The sequence below is a fragment of the Methylobacterium sp. Leaf112 genome (assembly GCF_001423295.1).
Classification (GTDB): Bacteria; Pseudomonadota; Alphaproteobacteria; order Rhizobiales; family Beijerinckiaceae; genus Methylobacterium.
The window spans coordinates 125000-143292 of record NZ_LMNG01000032.1 but is presented as its reverse complement, the minus strand read 5'-3'; the positions used below and the strand labels follow the sequence as shown (position 1 = coordinate 143292).

Annotated in this window: 15 protein-coding genes; 11 read left to right on the top strand and 4 right to left on the bottom strand. The window is 69.8% G+C overall.

Features of this window, described 5'->3' with window-relative positions; all coding sequences use genetic code 11:
• Window positions 1-96: 96 nt before the first annotated feature.
• Entirely contained in the window at window positions 97-957 is an 861-nt protein-coding gene (locus ASF52_RS19055; protein ID WP_082479211.1) for a 3'(2'),5'-bisphosphate nucleotidase CysQ family protein, read from the bottom strand.
• A gap of 246 nt (window positions 958-1203) precedes the next feature.
• Between ASF52_RS19055 and chpT the strand changes: the two genes are divergently transcribed.
• From chpT to ASF52_RS19025, 6 genes are all read left to right on the top strand, one after another.
• Window positions 1204-1944 carry a histidine phosphotransferase ChpT gene (gene chpT, locus ASF52_RS19050; RefSeq protein WP_056175424.1) on the top strand — a complete coding sequence of 247 codons (741 nt, stop codon included), beginning with the start codon at window positions 1204-1206 and terminating at the stop codon, window positions 1942-1944.
• 237 nt (window positions 1945-2181) lie between these two features.
• Window positions 2182-4986, top strand: coding sequence for a hybrid sensor histidine kinase/response regulator (locus ASF52_RS19045; RefSeq protein WP_056175421.1), 2805 nt, complete (start codon window positions 2182-2184; stop codon window positions 4984-4986).
• 37 nt (window positions 4987-5023) lie between these two features.
• A complete protein-coding gene (locus ASF52_RS19040; RefSeq protein ID WP_056175682.1) occupies window positions 5024-5515 on the top strand; it encodes a chemotaxis protein CheW in 492 nt (163 codons plus the stop codon).
• A gap of 48 nt (window positions 5516-5563) precedes the next feature.
• Window positions 5564-5965 carry a response regulator gene (locus ASF52_RS19035; RefSeq protein WP_056175413.1) on the top strand — a complete coding sequence of 134 codons (402 nt, stop codon included), beginning with the start codon at window positions 5564-5566 and terminating at the stop codon, window positions 5963-5965.
• 175 nt (window positions 5966-6140) lie between these two features.
• Window positions 6141-7235: a protein-glutamate methylesterase/protein-glutamine glutaminase gene (locus ASF52_RS19030; protein ID WP_056175680.1), complete on the top strand. Its 1095-nt coding sequence runs from the start codon at window positions 6141-6143 to the stop codon at window positions 7233-7235.
• Window positions 7232-8131, top strand: a complete 900-nt coding sequence (locus ASF52_RS19025; RefSeq protein ID WP_056175412.1) for a CheR family methyltransferase — start codon at window positions 7232-7234, stop codon at window positions 8129-8131. Before ASF52_RS19030 ends, ASF52_RS19025 begins: the two co-directional genes overlap by 4 nt.
• Before the next feature lie 294 nt (window positions 8132-8425).
• Here ASF52_RS19025 and ctrA read toward each other — a convergent pair whose 3' ends face one another.
• Entirely contained in the window at window positions 8426-9127 is a 702-nt protein-coding gene (ctrA, locus tag ASF52_RS19020; protein ID WP_056175409.1) for a response regulator transcription factor CtrA, read from the bottom strand.
• A 425-nt stretch (window positions 9128-9552) separates the two neighbouring features.
• Here ctrA and fliI point away from each other — a divergent pair, with 425 nt between their 5' ends.
• The 3 genes from fliI to ASF52_RS19005 all read left to right on the top strand — a co-directional run bounded on the left by fliI (window position 9553) and on the right by ASF52_RS19005 (window position 12613).
• Entirely contained in the window at window positions 9553-10920 is a 1368-nt protein-coding gene (gene fliI, locus ASF52_RS19015; RefSeq protein WP_056175406.1) for a flagellar protein export ATPase FliI, read from the top strand.
• A gap of 84 nt (window positions 10921-11004) precedes the next feature.
• Entirely contained in the window at window positions 11005-11412 is a 408-nt protein-coding gene (gene fliJ, locus ASF52_RS19010) for a flagellar export protein FliJ (protein WP_056175403.1), read from the top strand.
• A 154-nt stretch (window positions 11413-11566) separates the two neighbouring features.
• Complete coding sequence (locus ASF52_RS19005) at window positions 11567-12613, top strand: lysylphosphatidylglycerol synthase domain-containing protein (protein WP_056175400.1); 1047 nt, start codon at window positions 11567-11569, stop codon at window positions 12611-12613.
• A gap of 205 nt (window positions 12614-12818) precedes the next feature.
• Here ASF52_RS19005 and ASF52_RS19000 read toward each other — a convergent pair whose 3' ends face one another.
• Window positions 12819-13115, bottom strand: coding sequence for a hypothetical protein (locus ASF52_RS19000; RefSeq protein ID WP_056175398.1), 297 nt, complete (start codon window positions 13113-13115; stop codon window positions 12819-12821).
• Window positions 13116-13198: 83 nt separating this feature from the next.
• Complete coding sequence (gene flhA, locus ASF52_RS18995) at window positions 13199-15373, bottom strand: flagellar biosynthesis protein FlhA (protein ID WP_056175395.1); 2175 nt, start codon at window positions 15371-15373, stop codon at window positions 13199-13201.
• Window positions 15374-16254: 881 nt separating this feature from the next.
• On the opposite strand from flhA, the gene ASF52_RS18990 reads away from it, so the two are divergent.
• On the top strand, window positions 16255-16788 hold the full coding sequence (locus tag ASF52_RS18990; protein ID WP_056175392.1) for a MucR family transcriptional regulator: 534 nt from the start codon (window positions 16255-16257) through the stop codon (window positions 16786-16788).
• A gap of 277 nt (window positions 16789-17065) precedes the next feature.
• Complete coding sequence (locus ASF52_RS18985; protein WP_056175390.1) at window positions 17066-18250, top strand: MFS transporter; 1185 nt, start codon at window positions 17066-17068, stop codon at window positions 18248-18250.
• Window positions 18251-18293 lie beyond the last annotated feature (43 nt).

Here is an 18293-nt window from a genome sequence, read left to right as displayed (position 1 = left end):
CCACGCTCCCGCGCCCGGATCACCCCGATCATGACGCGAGACAAGGTCAACATCGGGTTAACGCGAACGCATGAGGTCAACGCGAACGGATGGCGCTCAGACGTGATGCCCGGCGGTGGCGCCGACCGACCGGCGCGGCGCCGGGCTGGACGCCGGCAGGGCGAGGCGGGTGGCATAGGTCCGGTCGCCCAGGGCCGCGAAGGGGCCGTTGCGGTAGTGGCGCCCGTAATGCCCGTAGGTGATGGCTTCGCCCGACGGCACCACGACGCAACCGCCCGCGCTGGTGAGCACGTGGTCGCCGGCCGCCGTGTCCCATTCCATGGTGGGTCCGCAGCGCACGTAGATGTCGGCCTCGCCCGAGGCGATGAGGCAGAACTTGAGGGCGGAGGCCGCGCCCCGCCGCCCGCCCACGGGCAGGTGGGAGAGACAGGCCTCCGTCTCGGCGTCGCCGTGCCGGCTGCTCACAAGGGCGACGAGGCCGTCGGCCGGCACCGGGCGCACGCCAATGGCCCGGTGCGGCCCCGGCCGGCCGGCGACGATGGTCGCCTCGAAGGCCGTGGCGCCAGCGCCCCAGACCCGGCCGAGACCGGGGGCGGCGAGCGCCGCCGCCACGGGGCGGTCACCCTGAACGAGGCCGATGTTGACGCTGTATTCCGTGTTGCCGGCGAGGAAGTCCTTCGTTCCGTCGAGGGGATCGACGAGGAAGAACAGGTCGGCCGGCGGACGGTCGTAGGAGGATTCTTCGGCCACCACCGGGATGTCCGGCCAGTGCCGCCCGAGGGCTTCGAGGATCAGGGCCTCGGAGGCCGTGTCGGCGAGGCTCGCGGGGGAGCCGTCGCCCTTCAGCACGTGCGGACAGTCGCCGCCGTGGTAGCCCCGGAGGATCTCGCCCGCCTCGCAGGCGATCTCCGTCAATGTTGCGGCGATCCGGTCGCGCGTCGGGGCGTCGAGATGCATGATCCCTAACCTCATGCCCCGGCGCGGACGGGTTGTCGAGCCGGCACATGGCCGCGCGGGACGCTTTTCCGGTCCGGCATCGGCGCTTTTCCGGTCCGCCGTCGGCGCTTTTCCGGTCTGCCGTCGGCGCTTCCCAAAGTATCCGGCGCCGTCTATCGGTGCCCTTGGCGATCGGCCGCGACGGTGCGCAGGACAGTCCGGCGATATCGCCGGCGGCCCCTTACAGTGCCTCGCGCGGAGCGCAAGATGACCCTCGTCCAACTCGATGCCCTCGACCTCTCTGCACTGCTGTGCTCCCGGGTCTGCCACGACGTGATCAGCCCGGTGGGCGCCATCGTGAACGGCCTCGAGGTGCTGGAGGACGAGTCCGACGCCTCCATGCGCGAATTCGCCCTCGAACTCATCGCTAAGAGCGCCCGCCAGGCCTCCGCCCGGCTCCAGTTCGCCCGCATCGCCTTCGGGGCGGCGGGCTCGGCCGGGGCCTCCATCGACCTCGCCGACGCCGAGAAGGTGTCGCGCGGCATGTTCACCGACGACAAGACCCAGCTCGCCTGGAGCGCGCCCCAGGCCCTGTACCCGAAGAACAAGGTCAAGCTGATCCTCAACCTCGTGGTGATCGCCCAGAGCGCGATCCCGCGCGGCGGCCTCATCGACGTGACCGTAAAGGGCGACGGCGAGGCGCCGACCATCGTCATCACCGCCAAGGGCTCGCACGCGCGCATTCCGCCTCATGTCGAGGCGCTCATGGCCGGCACCCCCGAGGGCGGCACCGTGGACGCCCACGCGATCCTGCCGTTCTATGCCGGCCTCGTGGCGCGCGCCGCGCAGATGGACGTGAGCTTCGCGATCACCGGCGACAGGGTGACCATCGGGGCGGTGCCGACGCCGGAGCCCGACGCGGTCGAGGCGAGCCCGGCACCACACGGAGCGCTCGGCGACGCGCCCCACCCGTCCGACGACGAGCCGCCGGAAACCGCCCTCGCCTGATCCGGCGGACCCGAGGATCGGGTGGGGTGCGGGGCCGGCCGGCATCGCGTCATCCGGGGACCGGGCTCGCAGACGCGTGGCGAACTCCATTAACCATAGTCCGACACGAAGCGGCGCAATAACAAATATTGCTCCGTTCCGTTCCATCGTCTCGTCAAAGGAAACCGTTCACTAACCCATGCCGGCACAATGTCCGTCTGCACAGACCGTAGTGCGTATCTGGACCGAGTGCCTCTCATGGACGACTTGTTGCGTGAGTTCCTGACCGAGAGCGCCGAGCATCTCGACACCGTCGATGCCGAGCTCGTGCGTTTCGAGCAGGACCCGAACAACCAGACGATCCTCCGGAACATCTTCCGCCTCGTCCACACCATCAAGGGCACCTGCGGGTTCCTCGGCCTGCCACGCCTGGAAGCCCTGGCGCACGCCGCCGAGACCCTGATGGGCCAGTTCCGCGACGGGATGCCGGTGACCGGCCCCGCCGTGAGCCTGATCCTCGTCACCCTCGACCGCCTCAAGTCGATCCTGGGCGACCTCGAGAAGACCGGCACCGAGCCGACGGGCAGCGACGACGACCTCATCGACGCCCTGGACGTGATGTCGGCCGGGCCGATGGAAGCCGCGGCCCCGGTGGCCGCGCCGGTCCCGGCGCCGGAGATCAGGCTCCCCGAGCCGGTCTCGCGCGAACTGAAGCCCGGCGAGGTCACCCTCGACGATCTCGAGCGCGCCTTCCTCGAGGCGGAAGGCCCGGATCCGTTCGACGCCCCCCTGCCCGTGATCGCCGCGGCGCCCGCGCCGGTGGCCGCCCCCTCGGCAGCCCCCTCGGCCGCCAAGGCACCCGCCCCGGTCTCCGCGCCCGCCCCCGTGGCCGAGGCGCCCGCCCACGACGAGCCGGCCGCCAAGGCCCCGGCCAAGGACGGCCCCTCCGAGGGCACCGAAGGCGGCATCGCCAAGGTCCAGACCATCCGGGTGAACGTCGACACCCTCGAACACCTCATGACGATGGTGTCCGAGCTGGTGCTGACCCGCAACCAGCTCCTCGAGATCGCCCGCCGCCACGACGATTCCACCTACAAGGTGCCCCTGCAGCGCCTCAGCCACGTGACGGCCGAGCTGCAGGAAGGCGTCATGAAGACGCGCATGCAGCCCATCGGCAACGCCTGGCAGAAGCTGCCCCGCGTGGTCCGCGACCTGTCGTCGGAACTCGGCAAGCACATCGAGCTCGTCATGAGCGGCGCCGAGACCGAACTCGACCGCCAGGTCCTGGAGGTGATCAAGGATCCCCTCACCCACATGGTGCGCAACTCCGCCGACCACGGCATCGAGTCGGCCACCGACCGCAAGGCCGCCGGCAAGCCGGCGCGGGGCACCATCCGCCTGTCCGCCTATCACGAGGGCGGCACCATCACGATCGAGATCGCCGACGACGGCAAGGGCCTCGACCTCGCCGCCATCCGCCGCAAGGCCGTGGAGCGCAAGGTCGCGTCCCAGGCCGAAGTCGAGCGCATGACCGACGCCCAGGTGGCGAAGTTCATCTTCCACCCCGGCTTCTCGACGGCCGCCGCCATCACCTCGGTCTCGGGCCGCGGCGTCGGCATGGACGTGGTCAAGACGAACATCGAGCTCATCGGCGGCGTCATCGACATCAACACCCAGCTCGGGCGCGGCACCACCTTCACCATCAAGATCCCCCTGACCCTGGCGATCATCGCCGCCCTCATCGTCAAGGCCGGCGCCCAGCGCTTCGCGGTGCCGCAGGTGGCGGTGCTGGAGCTCGTGCGCGTCGACAAGTCGACGGCCCAGCAGGTCGAGCGCATCAACGGCTCGCCGGTGCTGCGCCTGCGCGAGCGGCTCCTGCCCATCGTCACCCTGACGGGCGTGCTCGGCCAGGCGGCCTCCGCGGCGCCCATCGATTCCGGCTTCGTGGTGGTGGCCCAGGTCGGGCGCCAGCGCTTCGGCATCCTCGTGGACGAGGTCTTCCACACGGAGGAGATCGTCGTGAAGCCGATGTCCTCGAAGCTGCGCCACCTGCCGCTGTTCGCCGGCAACACCATCCTGGGCGACGGCGCCGTGGTGCTCATCGTCGATCCCAACGGCATCGCCCAGCAGGTCAGCCAGAGCGCCCAGTCCGGCGCGATCCCCGTCGAGGCCGAGGCCGAGGAGACCGAGGCCGCCGACGCCAAGGCGACCCTCCTGGTCTTCAAGGGCGGAGCCGGCAGCTACAAGGCCGTGCCCCTCTCCCTCGTCACCCGCCTCGAAGAGATCGACGCGGCGAAGGTCGAGTGGGTCGGCGGACGTCCGCTCATCCAGTATCGCGGCCGCCTGATGCCCCTGGTGCCGGCCGATTCCTCCATCACCATCCGGGATTCCGGCACCCAGGCCCTGGTGGTGTTCTCCGACGGCGAGCGGGCCATGGGCCTCGTGGTCGACGAGATCGTCGACATCGTCGAGGAGCGCCTCGACGTCGAGATCTCGGCCGACCGCTCCGACCTCATCGGCTCGGCGGTCCTGCGCGGCCGCGCCACGGAGATCATCAACATCGCCCACTTCCTGCCGCTCGCCTACGACGACTGGGCGCGCGGCCCGAAGAAGGCGGCCAAGCGCTCCTCGACCCTGCTGCTCGTCGACGACTCGGCCTTCTTCCGGGACATGCTGTCCCCGGTCCTCAAGGCGGCCGGCTACAACGTGATCACGGCGGCCAGCGCCGACGAAGCGGTGGCGACCCTGCTTTCCAACGGCCGCGTCGACGTGGTGGTCTGCGACCTCGAAATGCCGGGCCGCAACGGCTTCGACCTCGTCGGCGCCATGCGCAAGGTCGAGGGCCGCGTCGCCGGCCTGCCGGTGATCGGCCTCTCGGGCACCATCGGTCCCGACGCCATCGCGCGCGCCCGGACCCTCTCCATCCTCGACCTCGTCGCAAAGTTCGACCGCAGCGGTCTCATCGCGGCCCTCGCCGAGATCGATGTCGCCCCCGCCGCCCAAGCCAACGCTACCCAAGCCAACGCTACCCAAGCCAACGCCACCCAAGCCAACGCCGCCTGATGCCGGCCCTCGTGCACGTTCGGAGCTCCAGTCCATGATGCAGGCCGCAAACAGCAACGCCGCGCGGGCGGATGCCGCCACCACCAACGACTTCGTCACGGTGTTCGTCGGCGAGACCATGTTCGGTCTCGCCATCGACCGGGTCCACGACGTCTTCATCCCCGCCGGCGTGACGCCGGTGCCGCTGTCGCCGCCGGAGATCGTCGGCCTGCTCAACCTGCGCGGCCGGGTGGTCACCGCCCTGTGCCTGCGGCGCCGGCTCAGCCTGCCCGACCGGGACGGCGAGGCCAACCGCATGGCCATCGGCCTGGAGCAGGGCGGCGAGACCTTCGCCCTCATCGTCGACGGCGTCGGCGAGGTCCTGAAGCTCGGGCCCGACACCCACGAGCCGGTGCCGATCAACCTCGACGCACGCTGGCGCGACCTGTCGCTCGGCGTCCACCGCCTCCAGGGCCACCTCCTCGTGATCCTCGACGTCGATGCGCTCCTGGCCTTCGGCACCCCCCGCCTCGCCGCTGGCGCGGCCTGATCCCATGCGCCGCCTGCCGATCCCGCCGCTTTCCACGGGGACACACCGATGAAGACCTGCCTCGTCGTCGACGATTCCGCCGTGATCCGGAAGGTGGCCCGCCGGATCTTCGAGACCATGAACTTCCAGGTCGGGGAGGCCGAGGACGGCCAGATGGCGCTCGCCGCCTGCGGCGAGGCCATGCCGGACGCGATCCTGCTCGACTGGAACATGCCGACCATGGACGGCTACGACTTCCTCAAGGCCCTGCGCCAGACGCCGGGCGGCGAGAAGCCGAAGGTGCTGTTCTGCACCACCGAGAACGATGTCGGCGCCATCGCCCGCGCCCTGCACGCGGGCGCCGACGAGTACATCATGAAGCCGTTCGATCGCGAGATCGTGACCGCCAAGCTCGCTCAGGTCGGTTTCGTCAACGAGACAGCCTTCGCCAGCGAGGCCGGCGCCCTCTGAGACCATCCGCCGGGCGTCCCGCCCGGCTGGACGCGACCCGCCCCCGTCCGCTCAGCCGAAGCGTCAAGGACCCATGCTGGCACTCAACCCACTCTCCGCCGCTCCCTACACGGGACCGGCCGCCTCGGGACTAGGCACGACGGGACCGGCCACGACGGGACCGCGCATCCGCGTCATGATCGCCGACGATTCGGCCGTGGTGCGTGGCCTCGTCGCCCGCTGGATCGCCGAGGCCGGCTACGACGTGGTCGCCACGGCCGCCAACGGTCGCATCGCCGTGGAGGCCATGGCCCGCCACGACCCCGACGTGATCCTCCTCGACATCGACATGCCGGAGCTCGACGGCACCCAGGCCCTGCCCCTGCTGCTCGCCAAGAGCCCGGGCGTGCAGATCGTGATGATGTCGACCCTGACGACGCGCAACGCCGACATCTCTCTGCGCTGCCTGGCGCTCGGGGCCGTGGACTACCTCGCCAAGCCCGAGAGCAACCGCGGCGTCACCACCTCGGACGCCTTCCGCACGGACCTCATCGAGCGGGTGCGCCTGTTCGGCTCGTCGCGGGCCCGCAAGCGCGGACCGGGCCTCAGCCTCGCCGGTTCGGCGACCCCGGCGCCCGTGCCGCCGCCGAAGCCCACCGCCCCCATCGTCCTGCGGCCCAAGGCCCGCTCGGGCGTCAGTCCGCGCGTCCTTCTCATCGGCGCCTCGACGGGCGGACCGCGGGCCGTCGGCGAGGTGCTGGAGAAGATCGGCAGCGCGACCCTGCGCCAGTTTCCCGTCCTCATCGTGCAGCACATGCCGCCGGTGTTCACGGCGGTGTTCGCCGAGCACCTCGGCGCCCGCACCGGCCTGCCGGCCGCCGAGGGCAAGGCCGACGAGCGGCTCCAGCCCGGCCGGATCTACGTCGCCCCGGGCGGGCGCCACATGGGCCTGACGGGGGCGGCCGGACGCTCGGACGTGTCGATCCGCCTCCATGACGGTCCCGTGGTCAACTTCTGCCGCCCGGCCGTCGACGTCCTGTTCCAGGACGCGGCCGCGATCTTCGGGGCCTCGGCGCTCGCCGTGGTTCTCACCGGCATGGGCTCGGACGGCACCGGCGGGGCGCGCGCGCTCACGGAAGCGGGGGCCGCGGTGCTGGCCCAGGACGAGGCCTCCAGCACGGTCTGGGGCATGCCCGGCAGCATCGCCAAGGCCGGTCTCGCCCAGGCGATCCTGCCGCTGTCCGAAATCGGCGGCGCGCTACGCAACCTCCTCACGGGGCAGGGCTCATGACCGACGTCGAGTTCGATTTCCTGCGCAGCTACCTCAAGACGCGCTCGGGCTTGGCGCTCAGCGGCGAGAAGCGCTACCTCGTCGAGAGCCGCCTCGGGCCGGTCTGCCGGCGTTTCAACCTCGCCACCCTCCACGACCTCGTGAATGCCCTCAAGGGCGGGCGCGAGGCCGCCATGGAGAAGGCGGTGGTGGAGGCGATGACCACCAACGAGACGTTCTTCTTCCGCGACCGGGCGCCCTTCGACCTGTTCCGCGACGTGCTGCTGCCCGAGGCCATGGCCCGGCGGGCGGCCCAGCGCCGCCTGCGGATCTGGTGCGCCGCCGCCTCCACCGGCCAGGAGCCGTACTCCCTGGCGATGATGCTCCAGGAGGCCGCGCCGCGGCTCGCCGGATGGACCGTCGACCTCGTCGCCACCGACCTGTCGACGGAGGTCCTGGAGAAAGCGCGCGCCGGGCTCTACAGCCATTTCGAGGTGCAGCGCGGCCTGCCGGTGCAGCTGCTCATCAAGCACTTCGAGCAGGTCGGCGAGCAATGGCGCATCGCCGCCCCCTTACGTCAGATGGTCGATTTCCGGCCTCTCAACCTGCTCCACGCCTTCGACGGCCTCGGCACCTTCGACATCGTGTATTGCCGCAACGTGCTGATCTACTTCGACGCCGCCACGAAGGGCGACGTGCTCGCCCGGATCAGCGCCTGCCTGTCCCCGGACGGCGCGGTCCTGCTCGGCGCCGCCGAGACGGTGATCGGGCTCACCGACCGCCTCGCCCCCAACCCCCGGCATCGCGGCCTGTACAATCCGGCCCCGGCCCAAGCCCGGGCGCCGGCCGGCCTGCCCCCGGCCGCCATGGCCTCCACCCTGACCCCGCCGCCCCTGCGTCGGGCGGTCGGCCTCTAAGCGGGTTTCGCAAAAGCGGTCACCGGTTTTGCGTCGAAAACCCGCGGCGGATCAAGAAGCTAAGCAGGCTCCGTCGCGAGACGGCCGGGCGTCTCACCGCGTCCGTCATTCCGGGTCGCGCGCTGAGCGAACCCGGACTCCAGAAACACAGGACAGGCCAAGTCGAGCACGCGTCGTGGATCTGGATTCCGGGTTCCGCGACGCGGTCCCGGAACGACGACGAGGTGTCTTTCGCGACGGCAACAAAAAAGCCCCGCGCGAGCGGGGCCTTTTTCGTTGCGCGGTTCGGATCGCCTAGACGGCGATGCGCTCCTCGACCTCGTTCGGCTCGCGCAGGACGTAGCCGCGGCCCCACACCGTCTCGATGTAGTTCTTGCCCGAGGAGGCGTTGGCGAGCTTCTTGCGCAGCTTGCAGATGAACACGTCGATGATCTTCAGCTCGGGCTCGTCCATGCCGCCGTAGAGATGGTTGAGGAACATCTCCTTCGTGAGCGTCGTGCCCTTCCGGAGCGAGAGGAGTTCCAGCATCTGGTACTCCTTGCCGGTGAGGTGGACGCGGGAGCCCGAGACCTCGACGGTCTTCTGGTCGAGGTTCACGATGAGGTCGCCGGTGGTGATCACCGACTGGGCATGGCCCTTCGAGCGGCGCACGATGGCGTGGATGCGGGCGACGAGCTCGTCCTTGTGGAAGGGCTTCGTCAGATAGTCGTCAGCGCCGAAGCCGAGGCCCTTCACCTTGTCCTCGATGCCGGCCATGCCGGAGAGGATGAGAATCGGGGTCTTCACCTTGGCGACGCGGAGGTTCCGCAGCACCTCGTAGCCCGACATGTCGGGCAGGTTCAGGTCGAGGAGGATGATGTCGTAGTCGTAGAGCTTGCCGAGATCGATCCCTTCCTCACCGAGATCGGTGGTGTAGGTGTTGAAGCTCTCGGACTTGAGCATCAATTCGATGCTCTGCGCGGTTGCGCTGTCGTCCTCGATCAGAAGTACCCGCATCGTCGGTCCCCAGCCCAGCCGGCCGTGTGCAAGCGTACGGGCACACCCCCGCCTTCGTCCGCCACCGGCCCGCGGCGGACGCTCCCTCGTCATTGACGTGAAACGCTATTGGTTAATCGTTAACAAAACCTGATTCACGGGCGCAAGCGGCGATTTGGGCAACGTGTCCGGTGACGCTTGCAACCGTTGGCGGTCTGTTCTCCACAGAACCGTCTTCCGCTTCATGCATCACCTGAAGAACCATCCCCAAGCACCGTACCGACCGTACCGGGCCGCAGCCTGTCTCCCGGGGGACACGTCTTCGCGAGGAAGCCGAGGCCCACCGGGAAAAACGGCGCCCCGGCTCCGAAGCCGGGGGCCTTGCTACCTGCCCGATGACCGCAGTGTTAAGGAGGGAGGTAAACGAATGGTTGAGAGAATCGCCGATGACCGAGCCGCACCCTAGCGCCGGGCGCTTGCGCCTGGCTGGCGCGCGCGCCGCCCTCGAGGGCATCGAGGCCCTGGAGGTCTACGGCCGGGTCGTGGCGATCCGCGGGCTCCTCGTCGAGGTGGCCGGTCCCGTCTCGGCCATGCGGCTCGGCGGGCGCCTCGACATCGCCGTGGAGAACGGGCCGAATACCCCACCGGGCGCGGTGCCGTGCGAGATCATCGGCTTCCAGGGCGACCGGGCGCTGGCCATGCCGTTCGGCTCCCTGGAAGGGGTGCGCCGGGGCTGCCCGGCCTATGTCCGCGACGCGGCCGCGGGCGCCATCCGCCCGTCGCCCGCCTGGCTCGGGCGCACCATCGACGCCCTCGGGCGGCCCATCGACGGCCTCGGCCCCCTGGAATCCGGACCGGTGATCTACCCCCTGCGGGCCGATCCGCCGCCGGCGCACGCCCGCCGCCGCGTCGGACCGCCGCTGGATCTCGGCATTCGCTGCATCAACACCTTCCTGACCATGTGCGCCGGCCAGCGCATGGGCATCTTCGCGGGCTCCGGCGTGGGCAAGTCGGTGCTGCTGTCGATGCTCGCCCGCTACACCGCCGCCGACGTCGCGGTGATCGGCCTCGTCGGCGAGCGCGGCCGCGAGGTGCAGGAGTTCCTGCAGGACGACCTCGGCCCGGCCGGCCTCGCCCGGTCCGTGGTGGTGGTGGCGACCTCCGACGAGCCGGCCCTCATGCGCCGCAACGCCGCCTACGTGACCCTGGCGGTGGCGGAGTACTTTCGCGATCAGGGCGCGCAGGTGCTGTGCATGATCGATTCGATCACCCGCTTCGCCATGGCCCAGCGCGACATCGGCCTCGCCGCCGGCGAACCGCCCACCGCCAAGGGCTACACCCCCACGGTGTTCTCCGAATTGCCGCGCCTGCTGGAGCGCGCCGGGCCCGGCACGGGACAGGGGGCGATCTCGGGGCTGTTCACCGTGCTGGTGGAGGGCGACGACCACAACGAGCCCGTGGCGGATGCCGTGCGGGGCATCCTCGACGGCCACATCGTCATGGAGCGCGGCATCGCCGAGCGCGGGCGCTACCCCGCCATCAACGTCCTGCGCTCGGTCTCGCGCACCATGCCCAAGGCCTGCGACCCGGCGCACCTGCCGACCGTCCGGCGGGCGCGGCGCCTGCTCTCGACCTACGCCGACATGGAGGAACTCATCCGGCTCGGGGCCTACCGGGCCGGTGCGTCGCCGGAAGTGGACGAAGCGGTGGCTTTGATGCCCGATCTGGAGGCTTTTCTGGGTCAGGGTAAGGAAGAAGCAACTTCGATCGGCGAGGGTTACTCACGCCTCGCCGGGATCGTCGGCGGCCCCTGATCCGCCGCACCGCCCATGGGCCGGTGTCGCTTCGGGTCGCCGGCGACGAAGCCGGGCGTGCGTTGCGTGGAGTGGACCCATCAGATGAAATCGCGTGACACGCTGATCCGGCTGCGACGTTTCCAGGTCGACGAGAAGCGTCGGCGCGTGACGCAGATCGAGATGATGATGGCCGACTTCACCCGCATGGCCCTCGAGCTCGACCGCGAGGTCGCCCACGAGGAGGGCCGCGCCGGCATCACCGACACGGCGCACTTCGCCTATCCGACCTATGCCCGCGCGGCCGCCGCCCGCCGGGACAACATGCGCCAGTCCGCTGCCGCCCTTGAAGGCCAGCTCGCCGAGGCCAAGGCCGAGCTCGGCGAAGCCTTCGAGGACCTGAAGAAGATCGAGATCCTCGACGACCGCGAGCGCACCGCCGAGCGCGCGGCCGAAGCCGCCCGCGACCAGGCCGCCATGGACGGCATCGGCCTGTCGCGCGTCCGCGCCTGAGGCCTCCCCGCGGGGTACCGGCACGAAACCGTCATGATCGGGTGCCATCAGCCCAGCGTGCCGGCTTCCTCCCGGGCTAGCGCACGACCTTGCTTGCGATGACGGGCATGGTCGTGCAGGGAGAGCCCGCGTGAGGGGGCTCGACCTGTCGATCATGAAGAAGATCAGCGATTTCATCTGGCCGATCGTCGGCCTCGCCGCCGTCATCGTCTCCGGCTACCTGCTCTATCGCGAGCTCGCCGGCATCTCGGTGGCGGAGATCAAGAGCAGCTTTGCCGAGATCCCGGTCCACCGCTTCCTGCTCGCGGGCCTCGCCACCCTCGTGGCCTACGCGGCGCTCGCCTGGTACGACCGAATCGCCCTCCTGCATCTCGGGGTGCGCCACATCTCGTGGTTCTTCGTCTCGGTCTGCTCGTTCACCACCTACGCCTTGTCGCACAACATCGGCGCCTCGGTGTTCTCCGGCGCCGTAGTGCGCTACCGCGCCTACACCGCCAAGGGCCTGTCGGCGGCCCAGGTCGCCGTGCTCGTCGCCCTGTGCTCCTTCACCTTCGGCCTCGGCACGATCCTGCTCGGCGGCTTCGTCCTCGTGGCCCTGCCCGACACCCTGACCCGCCTCAACGGCTACCTGCCGTCGGTGCTCACCGATCCGGCCACCGCCCGCATCCTCGGCGCCGGCCTCCTCGGCTTCGTCGCCCTCTACGTCATCGGCTCGCTCATGCGGCTGAAGCCCATGACCATTCGGTCGTTCAAGCTCGAGTACCCGCGCCCGCAGATCATGGTCCGGCAGATCGTCGCCGCGCCCCTGGAGCTTCTTGGGGCCGCCGGGATCATCTACTTCGCCCTGCCAGAGGCCGGGAACCCGGGCTTCCTCGTGGTGCTCGCCGTGTTCCTCGCCTCGTTCTCGGCGGCCCTGGTGTCGAACGCGCCGGGAGGGCTCGGCGTGTTCGAGCTCGTCTTCGTTGTGGCGATGCCGGACGTGGCGCGGCCGTCGATCATCGCGGCGTTGCTGGTGTTCCGGCTGTTCTATTTCTGGCTGCCGTTCCTCATCTCCGTCGTCGTCGTGCTGCTCTACGAGCGCAACCGCCTCGCCAGCGCCATCAAGGGCGAACCCGCCGAGGTCGCCCCCGGTGCGCCGCTCACCGCCCCGGGCCTCGACCCGAAGGCCATCGACCGCCGCGTCCGCAAGAACCCGGCCTGACCGTTCCGGAGATCGACGCCCTGCCCGGGACGGGCGGGGCGTCGCGGGCCGTACGAGCGCCCCGCGAAGGCCCTTGAAGAGTCCGCGCGACGGGGCGCCGCCGAGCGCATCGTCGAGGCCGGGATCGGCGACAGGATCGAACGGATGCCGGATGGTGGCCATCGGCCAGGCGGCCGGGGGAGAAACCTCGCCGGCCCCGATCGGCTCACACGCCGTCGACCCTCGCCCGTTGCCAGGGCTGCTCCGGGCTCCCGCGCCAGGCACACCACCCCTCCGGGAGATCGGCCAACGCGCGTAGGGATGCGTCCCGGAGCACCAGATCGCGCAGCGACGTCACGACGGCATCCGCCTCGTGCCGAGCGCCGGGTGTGCCGTCGTGGAACTGCCATCCACCATCGTCGGCATCATGGACGACGCGGGCGATCCATGCCGCATCCCGAACGATGCTCCGGGTCGTCAGCACCGCGACGTTCGGTGGGTCGCTGAAAGGCCAATCCGTCATGTCACGCTCCAGGCAAGGCGCCCCATCATCTTTCCCTGACGGCACGGGACCTGGCCGTCAGGCGGCGGCATCGCGAATCCGCCTCACACCGACCCCACCGTCCGCAGCCTTGCGCGGGGATGGATCTCCGCCTGGCTCATCACCGGGGTCTCGCGGCGGAAGCGCTCGATGATCGAGCGTACGAACGGCCGGGCATGGACCGAGGTGACGAGCACCGGCATCTCGCCCATGCGGGCAGCGGTCTCGAAGCGGTCGCGCACGGTGCTGACGAATTCCGACAGCTTGGAGGGCTGCATGGCGAGGTAGCGCTCGTCGCGCTCGCCGGCGATGGATTCGAGGAAGGCCTGCTCCCAGGCCGGCGACAGGGTGATGATCGGGAGCATGCCGTCCGGCCCCTGGTACTGGGCGCAGATCTGGCGCCCGAGGCGGGCACGCACGTGCTCGACGATGTCGCGCGGGTTCTTCACGTGGCCGGCCACCTCCGCCACGCCCTCGATGATGGCGCCGAGATCGCGGATCGAGACCCGCTCGGCCAGGAGGAACTGCAGCACGCGCTGGATGCCCGTGGAGGCGATCTGGCTCGGCATCACCTCCTTGAGGAGGTCGGAATGGTCCTTTGAGGCCTCGCGCAGGAGTTTCTGCACCTCGACATGGCTGAGAAGCTCCGAGACGTGGGCCTTGATGATCTCGGTGAGATGGGTCGAGACCACGGTGGCGGCGTCCACCACCGTGTAGCCCTTGAGCTGGGCCTGATCGCGCAGGGACGCGTCGATCCAGGTGGCGGGCAGGCCGAAGGTCGGCTCCAGCATGTGCTGGCCGGGCAGCTGCACCTGCCCGCCCATGGGGTCCATGGCCATGAACTGGCCGGGGAAGATCTGCCCCGTGCCGGCCTCGATCTCCTTGACCCGCACCACGTAGGCGTTGGCGTCGAGCTGGACGTTGTCGAGGATGCGGACCGACGGCATCACGAAGCCGAGTTCGGCGGCGAGCTGGCGGCGCAGGGCCTTGATCTGGTCGGTGAGCCGGTCCTGCCCGTCGGGGCCGTTGACGAGGGCGAGGAGCGCGTAGCCCATCTCGAGCTTGAGATCGTCGAGCTTGAGGAGGTCGGTGACGGTCTCCTCCTTGGCGGCCTGGGCGGCGGCCACCGCCGTGGCGTCCATGGGTGCGCCGTCGGAATCCAGCGGCGGGGCCTCGCGGGCGACCTTGGCGAAATGCCACGCGGCGTAGCCGGAGGCGCCGGCCAGCGCGAGGAAGGGCAGCATCGGCATGCCGGGCAGGAGCGAGATCAGCACCATGACGCCCGACGACATGCCGAGCGCCTTGGGGTAGTTGGCGAGCTGCTTGCCGAGCGCCTTGTCGGCCGAGCCCTTCACGCCCGCCTTCGAGACGAGGATGCCGGCCGCCGCCGAGACGATGAGGGCGGGCACCTGGGAGGCGAGACCGTCGCCGATGGTCAGCAGCGTGTAGGTCTTGGCCGCCGCGCCGAAGGGCATGCCCTGTTGGGCGACGCCGATGATGATGCCGCCGATGACGTTGATGAAGGTGATGAGCAGCGCCGCGATGGCGTCGCCGCGCACGAACTTCGAGGCGCCGTCCATGGCGCCGAAGAACGAGGATTCCTCCTCCAGGGCGGCGCGGCGGGCTTTCGCCACCTTCTCGTCGATGAGGCCGGCCGAGAGGTCGGCGTCGATGGCCATCTGCTTGCCCGGCATGGCATCGAGGGTGAAGCGCGCCGCGACTTCGGCGATACGGCCCGAACCTTTCGTGATCACCACGAAGTTCACGATGATTAGGATCGCGAAGACGATGATCCCGATGACGAAGTTGCCGCCCATGACGAAGTTGCCGAACGCCTCGATGACGTGACCGGCCGCCGCCGTGCCCTCGTGGCCGTGGCCGAGGATGAGGCGGGTGGAGGCGAGGTTGAGGGCGAGCCTGAGCAGGGTCGCCACGAGGAGCAGCGTCGGAAAGACCGTGAATTCGAGCGGGTTGTCGATGAACAGACCCGTCATCATGATCAGCACCGAGATGATGATCGAGACGGCCAGAAGCAGGTCGAGGAGGAACGCCGGCAGCGGGAAGATGAGCACCGTGAGGATGCCCATCACGGCGGTGGCGAAGAACAGATCCGTGCGCTTCGACAGGGCGTGGAGATTGGCCCGGTTGGGAATCGCATAGCTCGCGAACTGGCCGACACTCATGCCGGTCCCTTGTCCGGCCCCGTTTCCCCGTACCGGCGCGGCGGCCGTCTCGCTCATGGTCTTCCTCGCCGCCCCGAAGAGGGGACCCGGCAAGATTTGCCGCCCGCATGGTTAGCGGACCGTTAACGATTCGCCCGCGGCGGCGCCGGAACGGGGTCCGGCCGACCCCACAACCCCACACCTCCGCCCGTATCCGGTGTCGCGGCGTCGTCCTGGGCTTCGAGAACGCATGCTTGGTGTCGCGGACGCATGCTTGGTGTCGCGGACGCATGCTTGGTGTCGCGGACGCATGCTTGGTGTCGCGGACGCATGCTTGGCTTCGAGGAATGATGGATCGACCGCGATGGCCCGCGCAGGCAACGCGTGTGACGTCACAGCACAGACGCCGCGGCGATCTTCGGCTTCTCTGGGAATCGCATGGGTTCCGCCACGTGCGCACGACGATCAACGAAAATTTCCCGTCGATAATCTTCGACCCTGCGCAGCGTTTGCACCGGAACGGCATTGCCAATGCGTTTTCATCGTGGCAATGCCAGTATTGAAACTTTCGCGAGGCACGATCGTTCAAGGGTGGTGCTCGCAGCGAAGGGTTCGCGGACGATCACGGATCGAGACTGGGACGAGACAGTATCGCGTCCGTCCGGATCAGCACCCGTACCCGGCTCCATCATCGAATCCGTCGCGCGCGACGGTGATCGACAGGACCGCCCCCGTGGCAATACCCACCACGCCAGAGCAGGGCAGGTGCACATTGCCCGGCAGAGCAACCCCTACGGGATAAGGGCGCGAACTTCCTGCACCGCACGAGGAAATGATCGGTCAATCCACAACTAGACGTGAAAAACTCTCGGATCACCGCGGCGGAACATTGCTTGCGGAAAGAACTGAGCTTACGCTCGAAACGACTTATGACTTAAATCAAGAATGGTGCCGACAACATGAATGAAACAGAATCCGATGCAGCCCGCCTGATCACGCTGGCCGCCGATATCGTCTCCGCCTATGTCAGCAACAACCATGTCCAGAGCGCCGAGCTGCCGAAACTGCTCAGTGATGTCCACGAGGCGATCCGTGGCGTGACGGCGAACGGCGCACCGGCCGTCGAGACCGGCCCGCCCAAGGCGACGCCGCAGGAGATCCGCCGCTCCATCACGGCGGATTACTTGATCAGCTTCGAGGACGGCAAGCAGTACAAGACCCTGCGCCGGCACCTCACCCTGCGCGGCCTGACCCCCGAGCAGTACCGCGCCAAGTGGGGCCTGGCGCCCGATTACCCGATGACCTCGGCCAGCTATTCCGAGCAGCGGTCCGAACTCGCCCGCGCCCTCGGCCTCGGCCAGCAGCGCCGCAAGGGTCTGGCCAAGGCCGCCCCGGAGGAGACCGTCAGCGCCGAGCCGGAGCCGCAGGAGGAGGAGGCCCCCGCCGCCCCCGAGAAGAAGCGCCGCGGTCCCCGCAAGAAGGTCGACGCCTGATCCGACCGGGCTCGCTCTCCCGGACCGCGAACCGATCACGATCCTGGTAGGGCCGACGCCCTCACGAGCCATCCCCGCGCCGCGGGGATGGCTTTTTGCTTGGACGAGCGATGGGCTGCCCCCGGCCGCCCGCGGTTCCATGTGCCACGCGCAGGCGACCCGCGAAGCCGGGGGCATCGGTGGCGGCGGGCACGCATGGTAGCGCACGGCCGATGCTGCAACGCAGCGTGACCGCCTTGCGCCGGATGGGCCTGGGCCCCCGAGCGTGAGCGACCCCATGCTGTCCCGTCCGATCCTGGCCCTGGCCGCCGCCTCCTTCGGCATCGGCACCACCGAATTCGTCATCATGGGCCTGCTGCCCGAGGTGGCCGAGAGCCTCCGGGTCAGCGTGCCCCGGGCAGGACTTCTGGTCTCGGGCTACGCCCTCGGCGTCGCCGTCGGCGCGCCCCTGGTGGCCATCGCCACGGCCCGGCTGCCGCGCAAGACGGCGCTTCTCGTGCTGATGGGGGTGTTCCTTCTCGGCAACCTCGGCTGCGCCCTCGCGCCGACCTACGGGTTTCTGATGCTGGCCCGCATCCTGACGGCCTTTGCCCATGGGGCGTTCTTCGGCATCGGCGCCGTGGTGGCGAGCGGCCTCGTCCCCCGCGCGCAGCGGGCGCAGGCGGTGGCGCTGATGTTCACCGGCCTCACCCTCGCCAACGTGCTGGGGGTTCCGTTCGGCACGGCGCTCGGCCAGGTCGCGGGCTGGCGCGCGACGTTCTGGGCGGTGCTCGGCCTCGGACTGGTCGCCGCCGCCGCCATCGCGGCCTACGTGCCGAACGGCCTGCCGGGCTCGCGCGGCGGGCTCGCCGGGGAGTTCCGCTCCCTGCGGCGCTGGGCGGTGCTGCTGCCGATGCTGGTGAGCACCCTGTCCTCCGTCAGCCTGTTCACGGTGTTCACCTACATCGCGCCGCTCCTGACGGAGGTGAGCGGCCTGACCCCGCACGCGGTGACGGGCGCCCTGCTGCTGTTCGGCATCGGCCTCACCTTCGGCAACCTCGCGGGCGGGCGGCTGGCCGACCGGCGCCTGATGGCGACGGTGATCGGGAGTTTTTCCGCCCTCGTCGCCGTGCTGGTGCTGTTCGCCTTCACCAGCCGGTCGGCGATCCCCGCCGTGCTGACCCTGCCGGTCTGGGGCGCCCTCGTCTTCGCCCTGGTCTCGCCGCTCCAGGTCTGGGTGGTGGAGGCGGCGAGCGACGCGCCCAACCTCGCCTCCACCCTCAACCAGGGCGCGTTCAACCTCGGCAACGCCACGGGCGCGGCGCTGGGCGGCGGCGTGCTCACCCTGGGGATGGGCTACGGCAGCCTGCCCTGGTTCGGCGCCGGCATGGCCGCCCTGGCCCTGGGGCTCGTGCTGACCGCCCGCCGGACGGACGGGGCGCCGGCACCGATGCCGGGCCAGGCCGCGCCACGACTTGGATAGAGGCGCGCCACGACTTGGATAGAGTCGCGCCACGACTGGGATG

Excerpts from the sequence above, each read along its gene's own strand:
- ASF52_RS19040 (WP_056175682.1), top strand. The coding sequence starts at position 5,024 with ATGCAGGCCGCAAACAGCAACGCCGCGCGGGCGGATGCCGCCACCACC.
- ASF52_RS19055 (WP_082479211.1), bottom strand. The coding sequence starts at position 957 with ATGCATCTCGACGCCCCGACGCGCGACCGGATCGCCGCAACATTGACG.
- fliJ (WP_056175403.1), top strand. The coding sequence starts at position 11,005 with ATGAAATCGCGTGACACGCTGATCCGGCTGCGACGTTTCCAGGTCGAC.
- ASF52_RS18985 (WP_056175390.1), top strand. The coding sequence starts at position 17,066 with ATGCTGTCCCGTCCGATCCTGGCCCTGGCCGCCGCCTCCTTCGGCATC.
- flhA (WP_056175395.1), bottom strand. The coding sequence starts at position 15,373 with ATGAGCGAGACGGCCGCCGCGCCGGTACGGGGAAACGGGGCCGGACAA.
- ASF52_RS19045 (WP_056175421.1), top strand. The coding sequence starts at position 2,182 with ATGGACGACTTGTTGCGTGAGTTCCTGACCGAGAGCGCCGAGCATCTC.
- ASF52_RS19035 (WP_056175413.1), top strand. The coding sequence starts at position 5,564 with ATGAAGACCTGCCTCGTCGTCGACGATTCCGCCGTGATCCGGAAGGTG.
- fliI (WP_056175406.1), top strand. The coding sequence starts at position 9,553 with ATGACCGAGCCGCACCCTAGCGCCGGGCGCTTGCGCCTGGCTGGCGCG.
- ASF52_RS19025 (WP_056175412.1), top strand. The coding sequence starts at position 7,232 with ATGACCGACGTCGAGTTCGATTTCCTGCGCAGCTACCTCAAGACGCGC.
- ASF52_RS19005 (WP_056175400.1), top strand. The coding sequence starts at position 11,567 with ATGAAGAAGATCAGCGATTTCATCTGGCCGATCGTCGGCCTCGCCGCC.
- ASF52_RS18990 (WP_056175392.1), top strand. The coding sequence starts at position 16,255 with ATGAATGAAACAGAATCCGATGCAGCCCGCCTGATCACGCTGGCCGCC.
- ASF52_RS19030 (WP_056175680.1), top strand. The coding sequence starts at position 6,141 with ATGATCGCCGACGATTCGGCCGTGGTGCGTGGCCTCGTCGCCCGCTGG.
- chpT (WP_056175424.1), top strand. The coding sequence starts at position 1,204 with ATGACCCTCGTCCAACTCGATGCCCTCGACCTCTCTGCACTGCTGTGC.
- ASF52_RS19000 (WP_056175398.1), bottom strand. The coding sequence starts at position 13,115 with ATGACGGATTGGCCTTTCAGCGACCCACCGAACGTCGCGGTGCTGACG.
- ctrA (WP_056175409.1), bottom strand. The coding sequence starts at position 9,127 with ATGCGGGTACTTCTGATCGAGGACGACAGCGCAACCGCGCAGAGCATC.